Annotated in this window: 10 protein-coding genes; 6 read left to right on the top strand and 4 right to left on the bottom strand. The window is 44.3% G+C overall.

Going from position 1 to position 8,780, the window contains the following annotated elements:
- Positions 1-258 precede the first annotated feature (258 nt).
- Genes pspC through pspA form a run of 3 tightly spaced genes read right to left on the bottom strand, consistent with a single transcriptional unit; the run spans position 259 to position 1,560 of the window.
- Positions 259-648, bottom strand: a complete 390-nt coding sequence (gene pspC, locus AK965_RS16225; protein WP_099080589.1) for an envelope stress response membrane protein PspC — start codon at positions 646-648, stop codon at positions 259-261.
- Positions 641-874: an envelope stress response membrane protein PspB gene (gene pspB / locus AK965_RS16220; protein ID WP_099080588.1), complete on the bottom strand. Its 234-nt coding sequence runs from the start codon at positions 872-874 to the stop codon at positions 641-643. The genes pspC and pspB overlap by 8 nt, the downstream gene beginning before the upstream one ends.
- Positions 875-888: 14 nt before the next feature.
- Positions 889-1,560 (bottom strand): phage shock protein PspA, encoded by a 672-nt coding sequence (pspA, locus tag AK965_RS16215; protein ID WP_099080587.1) that lies wholly within the window; start codon positions 1,558-1,560, stop codon positions 889-891.
- 234 nt (positions 1,561-1,794) lie between these two features.
- Here pspA and pspF point away from each other — a divergent pair, with 234 nt between their 5' ends.
- The 6 genes from pspF (at position 1,795) to AK965_RS16185 (ending at position 8,281) form a co-directional block, all read left to right on the top strand.
- Entirely contained in the window at positions 1,795-2,805 is a 1,011-nt protein-coding gene (pspF, locus tag AK965_RS16210) for a phage shock protein operon transcriptional activator (RefSeq protein WP_099080586.1), read from the top strand.
- 246 nt (positions 2,806-3,051) lie between these two features.
- Entirely contained in the window at positions 3,052-4,671 is a 1,620-nt protein-coding gene (locus tag AK965_RS16205) for an ABC transporter substrate-binding protein (RefSeq protein WP_099080585.1), read from the top strand.
- Positions 4,671-5,633 carry an ABC transporter permease subunit gene (locus AK965_RS16200; protein ID WP_099080584.1) on the top strand — a complete coding sequence of 321 codons (963 nt, stop codon included), beginning with the start codon at positions 4,671-4,673 and terminating at the stop codon, positions 5,631-5,633. Before AK965_RS16205 ends, AK965_RS16200 begins: the two co-directional genes overlap by 1 nt.
- Positions 5,620-6,507, top strand: a complete 888-nt coding sequence (gene sapC, locus AK965_RS16195) for a putrescine export ABC transporter permease SapC (RefSeq protein ID WP_099080583.1) — start codon at positions 5,620-5,622, stop codon at positions 6,505-6,507. The genes AK965_RS16200 and sapC overlap by 14 nt, the downstream gene beginning before the upstream one ends.
- Complete coding sequence (locus AK965_RS16190; protein ID WP_099080582.1) at positions 6,507-7,502, top strand: oligopeptide/dipeptide ABC transporter ATP-binding protein; 996 nt, start codon at positions 6,507-6,509, stop codon at positions 7,500-7,502. Before sapC ends, AK965_RS16190 begins: the two co-directional genes overlap by 1 nt.
- Complete coding sequence (locus AK965_RS16185; RefSeq protein WP_099080581.1) at positions 7,499-8,281, top strand: ATP-binding cassette domain-containing protein; 783 nt, start codon at positions 7,499-7,501, stop codon at positions 8,279-8,281. Before AK965_RS16190 ends, AK965_RS16185 begins: the two co-directional genes overlap by 4 nt.
- A gap of 56 nt (positions 8,282-8,337) precedes the next feature.
- Here the strand turns inward: AK965_RS16185 and AK965_RS16180 are convergent, their stop codons facing one another.
- Positions 8,338-8,727 carry a DUF2750 domain-containing protein gene (locus AK965_RS16180; protein ID WP_099080580.1) on the bottom strand — a complete coding sequence of 130 codons (390 nt, stop codon included), beginning with the start codon at positions 8,725-8,727 and terminating at the stop codon, positions 8,338-8,340.
- Positions 8,728-8,780 lie beyond the last annotated feature (53 nt).

Raw genomic sequence — 8,780 nt, 5'->3', positions numbered from 1 at the left:
GTCTTGCCCATTAAACGAGAAGATCGGATATATCCGAGAGCAATAAAAGCAAAGGCAAAGAAATACCCCAATAAAAAGAAAGCCAGTCAGCTTAACTGACTGGCATTAGACCAACGTCTGCTTTATTACAATCAAGATATTAGGGTCTGTTTATCTTTCGCGGTTACATTTTGTTCGGATGGGGACGCCTAGCTCGAACCCTTTGGGCAGCGTTTGTTGGTTATTTCCACTGCGTTATCGGCCTTTCATGTAGGCTAACTACAGTTTATTAAACTCTCGGTTAACTCGATATGTATCTGATGTCACGTAAGCTTCCATCATACGGATTTTGCTATCGAGCTGTGCGAAATCACTTTCAAGTACGCAGAGAAGCTGATCAGGACTTTGCCCTCTTTGCCAAGGCTTACTTTTCAGAGTGTGCTCTTGCCGAGACTTAATATTCTCTGTGTACGTGACAGGTTCCTTCTCTAGCATGAAGGTCATCGCCACGTAAGCAAGTAATACTAAAAACGTTCCCCCCAACAAAGCCGCAGAAATCACAACAATCCGAATCAACCAAACTTCCGCACCAAAGTAATTTGCAATTCCGGCGCACACGCCAGAAATTTTGCCATTCACTGGATCTCGATACAGCTCTCGTTTACTCATATTTACGTCTCCACGTTGGTGATTCTGCGTCTAAAATACGCTCCAATGTTTCAACTCGAGACTGCATTGAGTCGGCTTTTTCAGACAGTGCCTGAAGGCGATCTAGATCTTGGCTCGACAGCGCACTATCTGCTTTGCGCTTGCTGCGATAGTGTAAGAAGAGCCATAGTGGAGCGACAAAGATTAAAAAGACAATCAATGGTCCAGTAATAAAAAATGTCGACATAAATGGCCCCTCTCCTATTTATCGTTCGATGACATCTGTTCTTTCAGTTTTGCCAACTCTTTTTCAATTTCATCTTGTGCTTGCAGCTCAGCAAACTCTTGATCTAGTGACTTAGCATTACCTGTTTTAGCATACAAATCGGCTTCTGCTTCCATTTCATCAATTTTTCGTGAATATTGATCAAATTTTGCCATCGCTTCACTCGTGCGACTTGCGTGCAAGTGTTTTTGGACATCTCTGCGATTCGATGCGGTTTGATTACGGATAGAAAGTGCTTGTTGTTTTGCACGAGTCTCAGCAATTTTATTCTCTAACTTCCCAATCTCACCTGTCAACTTCGTGATGGTCTCTTCAACTAGAGTTTGCTCAGTGTGGAGGCCTTTAATCACTTGCTCAAGCTTCTGCTTTTCGATCAAGGCTGCGCGTGCCAAGTCTTCGCGTTCTTTTACCAAAGCAAGGCTTGCCTTGTGTCCCCACTCAGTGATTTGGTCTTCCAGTGCTTCAACCTTACGTGCCAACTCTTTTTTGTCTGCAATCGCTTTAGCCGAGTTAGTACGTACTTCTACAAGTGTATCTTCCATTTCTTGAATAATAAGACGGATCATTTTTTCAGGATCTTCCGCCTTGTCTAGCAATGCACTGATGTTTGAGTTAACGATATCTGCAAAACGAGAAAAAATACCCATAACGGAACTCCTCTTTTTTTCCTATTTAAACTCGACAAGGTGGTAATTTACCTTGCGTCTCCCTTTACATATAACAAGTTACGTGCCAACTTTACTTATCTTTTTAAAACAATAACTTAAGTATGTTGTTGTTGTAGTACACCGATATGCTATGATGTTTTTTACCAACAGTTGGTAAATTTCACCAACTTCAATACGGTAACTTATGGCCAGATAGAAAATAAGAAGGACTTTATGAAGCAAAACCTCATTGGTGAATCGCCCGCTTTTCTTGGCGCATTAGATAAAGTATCGCAGCTCGCGCCAATCGAACGCCCGGTGCTTATCATAGGAGAACGAGGAACGGGTAAAGAACTTATCGCACAACGTTTACACTATTTATCAAAACGTTGGGATAAACCACTGCTTTCCCTGAACTGTGCCACATTGAGCGAAGGTTTGATTGATTCAGAACTTTTTGGTCACGAGTCCGGATCCTTCACAGGTTCGAAGGGAAAACACAAAGGACGTTTCGAGCGCGCAGAAGGTGGCACGCTGTTTCTTGATGAATTAGCGACCGCTCCGCTATTGGTCCAAGAAAAATTATTGCGCGTTATTGAATATGGTGAATACGAACGTGTTGGAGGGCACACAGCCCTGACTGCGGATGTGCGTCTGGTCTGTGCAACCAATGCCGATCTGCCACAATTGGCCAAACAAGGAGACTTTCGCGCAGACTTACTTGATCGTTTAGCCTTTGACGTCATTATGCTTCCTCCTTTACGTGAGCGTAAAGAAGACATTCTTTCCCTCGCTCAGCACTACGCGATCAAAATGTGCCGAGAGTTACAATTGGAATACTTTGTTGGCTTTACAGAACGAGCCCAGCAATCACTGCTGGATTACGAATGGCCGGGTAACGTTCGAGAACTAAAGAATGTCGTTGAGCGTGCCATCTATCAACATGGGCTAAACGCAGATCCAATCGATCGTTTAATCTTCAACCCATTTGAAACACATTGGGACAACGCTCTCGGGCACACTGCGGAAAGAGAAGACCTAGAGCAAGAAAGCACACCGCAAATCACGCCTATTTGCTTCCCGTTAGATTACAAACAATGGCAAGAAGAGCAAGACATCAACCTACTCACCCAAGCGCTAGAAGAGGCGAAATTTAACCAACGTCAAGCGGCGGAGCTTCTGGGACTTAGCTATCACCAATTACGAGGTATGGTAAGAAAGTACAGTTTAGTAGGACAGAGTTAACCCATATATTTCCATACTCGCTAAAATGAGAAAAGCTATGCTTCACTTAACACAGAGAAGTAATTAAGGGGCAAATTTGGTCAACGTAGGCAATTGATGCGCTAATTTGATCTAACACCATGCGTCGCAAAGATTTTATGTTTGGAGCGAGTTGCTAAAGATGATAAATTAGCGGGATCATTTTCGCTTGTCACTCCATCGATTTATCTCTGCGGTACAAGCAAGATCCAATGACCATTTCATATTATGAAAGCTTTTATAAGACTATCGCTGAGCCTTATCGGTATTAGCTTACTCACCGCTTGTGGTGAAGAAATCGATCACAATGATATTCGTGAGAATAGATTTGTGTTTTGTGGGCACGGCAAACCAAGTACGTTTAATCCTCAACTGATTGACAGTGGCATTACGGCTGAAGCCCTGAGCCCACAGTTGTACGATACGCTGCTAACGCTCGATCCTGAATCTCATCAACCAACCGCAAATCTTGCCGAAAGCTGGACTGTCAACCAAGCTGGCACTGAGTACACGTTCAAACTAAAGCGCGGCGTGCACTTTCAAACCACGCCTTGGTTTAAGCCAACGCGAACATTAAGCGCCCAAGATGTGGTATTCAGCTTTAAGCGAATCATTGATGTAGACCATCCATTTCATAATGTCGGTGGTGGTTTTTATCCATGGTTTTCCAGTTTGGACTTCCAAACCTTGCTGCTCGATGTTATCGCGATAGATGACAACACAGTGAAGTTTATTCTGGCTCAACCAAATTTCGCATTTTTGTCTAACATCGCCACCAGTCATGCTGTCGTGCTTTCATCGGAATACGGAACGCAACTCATTGCACAAGATGAAAAATCAAAGATTGACCAATTGCCGATAGGTACAGGGCCTTTTAAATTAAAAGAGTATCAAGCGAACGATTTAATTCGTTTAGAGCGCCACTCAGGTTATTGGAAATCAGCTGCGAAAATGAAGCAAGTCGTGTTTGATATATCACACCGTGGTACGGGTACACTTGCAAAATTACTTAGGAATGAGTGCGATGTGTTGACCTCTCCTATCTCTAGTCAGATTCCAATTATTAATGAAAGCGAACAACTTGAGCTAGATGCCACTCCGGCGAATAATGTCTCTTTTATTGCGATTAACACCAGTCACCCAGCCCTTCGGGATGCGCGTGTCCGTCAGGCATTGAATCTGGCCATTAACCGCCAAAATATTCTAGATTCGGTTTACTATGGAACAGGGACCCAAGCTTATACCCTATTGCCACCTAACTCTTGGGCATACCAAAAAGACAGCATAAAAATCCGCTATGATCGTAACTATGCGTTAGCATTGCTGCGAGAAGCTGGCTATGGAAAAGGACTGCAACTCACCATTTGGGTACCATTAGAGCCACGAGCCTTTAATCCAAGTCCTCGTAAAACGGCCGAGTTGATCCAATCAAATTTTGCTGACATTGGTGTACAACTCCAAATACTTACTGATGACCGTTTCGAGCGAATCCAACTTGAATCAATAAATGATGCTGATTTACTGCTAACGGGGTGGATTGGTGATACTGGCGATCCTGATAACTTTTTCCGTCCGTTACTTTCTTGCGAATCAGAACGCATTGGCTTAAATGTTTCGATGTGGTGCAACGAAGACTTCGACTTTTTGTTGGATCTGGCGTTAGAAACACAAGAACCACGTTATCGTTTAAACCTGTATCGCCAAGCACAAAATATTCTAAATGAGGAATTTCCTGTTATTCCATTAGCTCACGGCGTGCAATTTCGCGTTCACAATAAGTCGTTAAAAGGTTTTAAATCAAGCCCTTTCAATGCACAACCATTTGATAACGTTGAGAGAATACACTGATGTTTGGGTACGCAATTCGACGATTTAATTTATTTTTCATCACCTTATTGATCCTCACTCTAGTGGGGTTCTCTCTCTTACGTTTAGATCCCACCTCTCACTGGGCGAACGTGGCATTTTGGTCTGGTTGGAATAGCTACCTAATAGAGCTTTCTAGACTCAACTTTGGATTGAGTAAAAGTGGCATCCCTATTTATGAAGAACTCGCGCTTGTATTTCCTGCGACATTAGAACTGTGCTTTTTCGCTTTTGTTATCTCACTACTTGTCGGTATCCCACTGGGTACTATTGCAGGGATGAAACAAGGTAAATGGTTAGATACCAGTATTTCATTCGTATCGATGTCGGGTTACTCCGCTCCTATTTTCTGGGTAGCCCTAATGCTGATCATGGTATTTTCCCTGCAATATCACCTATTCCCCGTCGCTGGACGCTACGATCTACTGTACGAAATTGACCACGTAACAGGCTTTGCCATCATTGATGCTTTTATGTCGAAGGGTGAATACCGAGCTCATGCCCTACAAAGTGTTATCGAGCATATGATGCTACCGTGTTTGGTGCTTGCACTCACACCAACAACGCAAGTTATTGGCATGATGCGCGCATCGGTTGCTGAGGTAATGAGTCAAAACTATATTCGTGCCGCACGTATCAAAGGTTTGTCCAACCGAGAAATCGTGATGCAGCATGTACTACGCAACGCGATTCCGCCGATCGTTCCCAAAGTTGGAGTTCAGCTTTCTAGTATGATCACGTTAGCCATCATTACTGAATCAATTTTCAACTGGCCAGGTATTGGTCGTTGGCTTTTAGACGCACTGTCAAATCAAGATTACGCGTCCATCCAAGCTGGTGTTATGGTATTGGCCACGCTCGTATTAACCGCCAACATTCTTTCGGATCTGATTGGTGCCATGATTAATCCGCTAGTAAGAAAGGAATGGTATGCTAACAAATAACATTTATCAGGAAGAGCGCATTCCCACTCAATTCGAGCGATTCTGGCGAAGTTACCGTGTAAACAGTTTGGCTATGTTTGGGCTTTGGTGCCTCATTTTGATTCTTTTCGTCACGATATTTGCCCCCCTACTTGCACCATACGATCCCCAAGCACAATCGGGCGAACTCCTTGTACCGCCATCTTGGGCACCTGCAGGCACGGTTGACTACTTTTTAGGAACTGATGATTTAGGGCGAGATATCCTCTCTCGCTTAATTACAGGCTCACAACTGACTTTTGGTGCGGCAGTGATTATTACTGCGATTGCCGCTTTGATTGGCTGTGTGATTGGTGTCCTAGCAGGTATGACCCGAGGTCTGCTTTCAAGTATTTTAAACCACCTTCTCGATACCGTGATGTCGATACCATCACTATTACTGGCGATCATTTTCGTCGCTTTCCTTGGCTTTGGTGAGTTTAATATCTTGTTGGCAATTTGCTTGGCCTTGATACCCCGGTTTATTCGTTCCGTTTATATTGCTGTACACACTGAGGTAGAAAAAGACTACATAATGGCCGCGCGTTTAGATGGTGCGAACGACTTCTACTTATTGTGGAACTCGATTCTACCCAATATTCTGACGGTCATTGCCGCAGAAATAACCTTGGCTTTATCTATGGCCATTTTGGATATCACTGCGCTTGGCTTCCTCGGCCTAGGCGCTCAAACACCGAGTACTGAGTGGGGCGCAATTTTGGGTGACTCTGTGGAACTCATTTACATTGCCCCTTGGACCGTCACCTTGCCAGGTCTAACCATTATGTTTACTGTCGTTGTCCTAAACTTAGTAGGTGAAGGTGTACGTCAAGCGCTTAATGCGGGGATCGAATAATGCCATTATTAGATATTCGACACTTAACCATTGAAATCGAAACACCACAGGGTTTAGTGAAAGCGGTAGATCGCATGAGCATCACTCTAAACGAAGGTGAGATCCGTGGTTTAGTGGGAGAATCTGGGTCCGGTAAGAGTCTCGTCGCAAAAGCCATTGTCGGCGTTTGCAAAGAAAATTGGAAAGTTAGTGCAGACCGAATGCGTCTTGGTAATATCGATCTCCTTCAGTTAACTCCGAAAGAGCGTCGACGTGTAATTGCGCGCGATATCGCTATGATTTTTCAAGAGCCCTCTACATGTTTAGATCCCTCCGAACAAGTGGGTAAACAGCTAATCGAATCAATCCCTTCGCGCGCTTTTGAAGGCAAATGGTGGGAACGCTTCAAGTGGCGTAAAAAACAAGCTATAGCCCTACTGCATAAAGTTGGGATAAAAGATCATAAACGTTTGATGGCAAGCTACCCTTACGAGCTTACCGATGGAGAGTGCCAAAAGGTAATGATTGCCATGGCGATTGCTACCAAGCCAAAAATCTTGATCGCAGATGAGCCCACCAACGACCTTGATCCGATTACTCAATCACAGATCCTGCGTCTACTTAGCCGAATGAACCAGCTAAACAACACCACGATTGTACTGATCGGTCACGATTTAACGACCATTACCCAATGGGCGACTCGAATTACCGTCATGTACTGCGGTCAGTCGGTTGAATCAGCAAACACAGCCAAAATCATTAAGGCTCCGAAGCATCCGTATACCTCTGCTTTACTTAAAGCGATGCCTGATTTTAATGATTGGATCCCACACAAGCAAAAACTGCAATCACTCCCAGGGTCTATCCCTCCATTGCAGCATCTGCCTATTGGCTGTCGTTTAGGCCCTCGTTGTCCTTATGCTCAAAAGCAGTGCGTAGAGATCCCACACACTAGACACATTAAAAGCCATAAGTTTAGCTGCCACTTTCCACTTAATACGGAGAAACATTCATGAGTGCGTTGCTTGAAGTCGATAACCTATCGAAGCTATTTGTCACGCGCTCCGGACTGTTTAAGCGCAAGATTAAAGAGGCAGTTAAGCCCGTTAGTTTTACTTTGGAACCTGGGCAAACTATCGGCTTTATTGGCCAGAATGGTTCAGGAAAATCAACCCTTGCGCGTATGTTGGCAGGCGTGGTTGAACCTAGTTCCGGAGAAATTCGAGTGAACGGTGAACGTTTAGAACACAAAGATTACTCAACACGTTGTAAGCTTATCCGCATGATTTTTCAAGATCCTAATACCTCGTTGAATCCACGCATTCAAATCGGTCGTATTTTGGAAGGACCTCTAAAGCGAAACACCAGCATGCCACCAGATGCGCGCATAAAACGGGTGAAGGATACTTTACTACGAGTCGGATTACTGCCTGAACACGCCTACTTCTATCCACAAATGCTTGCTGCCGGTCAAAAGCAGCGCGTATGTTTGGCTCGTGCATTAATACTTCAACCATCGATTATCGTGGCCGATGAAGCGCTAAATGGTTTGGATATGGCGATGCGTTCACAGATCATCAACCTGTTCTTAGAACTGCAAGAAGAAATGGGCTTGTCATTTGTCTACGTATCTCAGCACATTGGTATTGTAAAGCACATCACAGATAAAGTGATGGTCATGCATGAAGGGGAGGTGGTGGAGTTTGGTGAGACGAACCAAGTTTTAACCAACCCGCAGCACCCGATCACACAACGCTTAGTTAATAGCCACTTTTACAAAGCGCCAACCCATTAGTATAGGTAAGCATTAGAAACGAAGAAGCCTGCAACATCGCAGGCTTTTTTTAGAACCTAGCGACGGCTTGCTTGTTTTCGCAGTTCAAAGTCAAACTCGTCCGGAAACAGCACTACGCCTTCTTCACTCTGGTTTGGGAAAATCACAACAGACAGCTCATCGTCCTCTAGACCTGAAGTCCAGCGACTGTGCCATTTGTTCAAAGAGATAGCTTCTGGCTGACACTCTTCCCAGTCGCCTGTCGCCCATTGCTGTGCAAACTCTTCGTTTGGCCACACTGGTACACAATCGTCATCTTCTGTGTTTAGCATCACGCAGCCGTGCTCATCTTTCAGAATCCACACCTTGCGGTTAGCTACAATCTCTTTCACACAGTATTTCAAGCGCTGCTCTTCGTTGTAGCGATTGATGGTGTCCATTTGCTCTTGGGTTAACGCTTCAGACATATTCATCTCCTATTCCCATAGAAAAATGCCCACCTATTGGCGGGCATTTACAG

It is taken from the genome of Vibrio sp. PID17_43 (genome assembly GCF_002608565.1).
In the GTDB taxonomy this organism is placed as follows: Bacteria; Pseudomonadota; Gammaproteobacteria; order Enterobacterales; family Vibrionaceae; genus Vibrio.
This window is presented reverse-complemented; position numbering and strand designations above follow the sequence as displayed.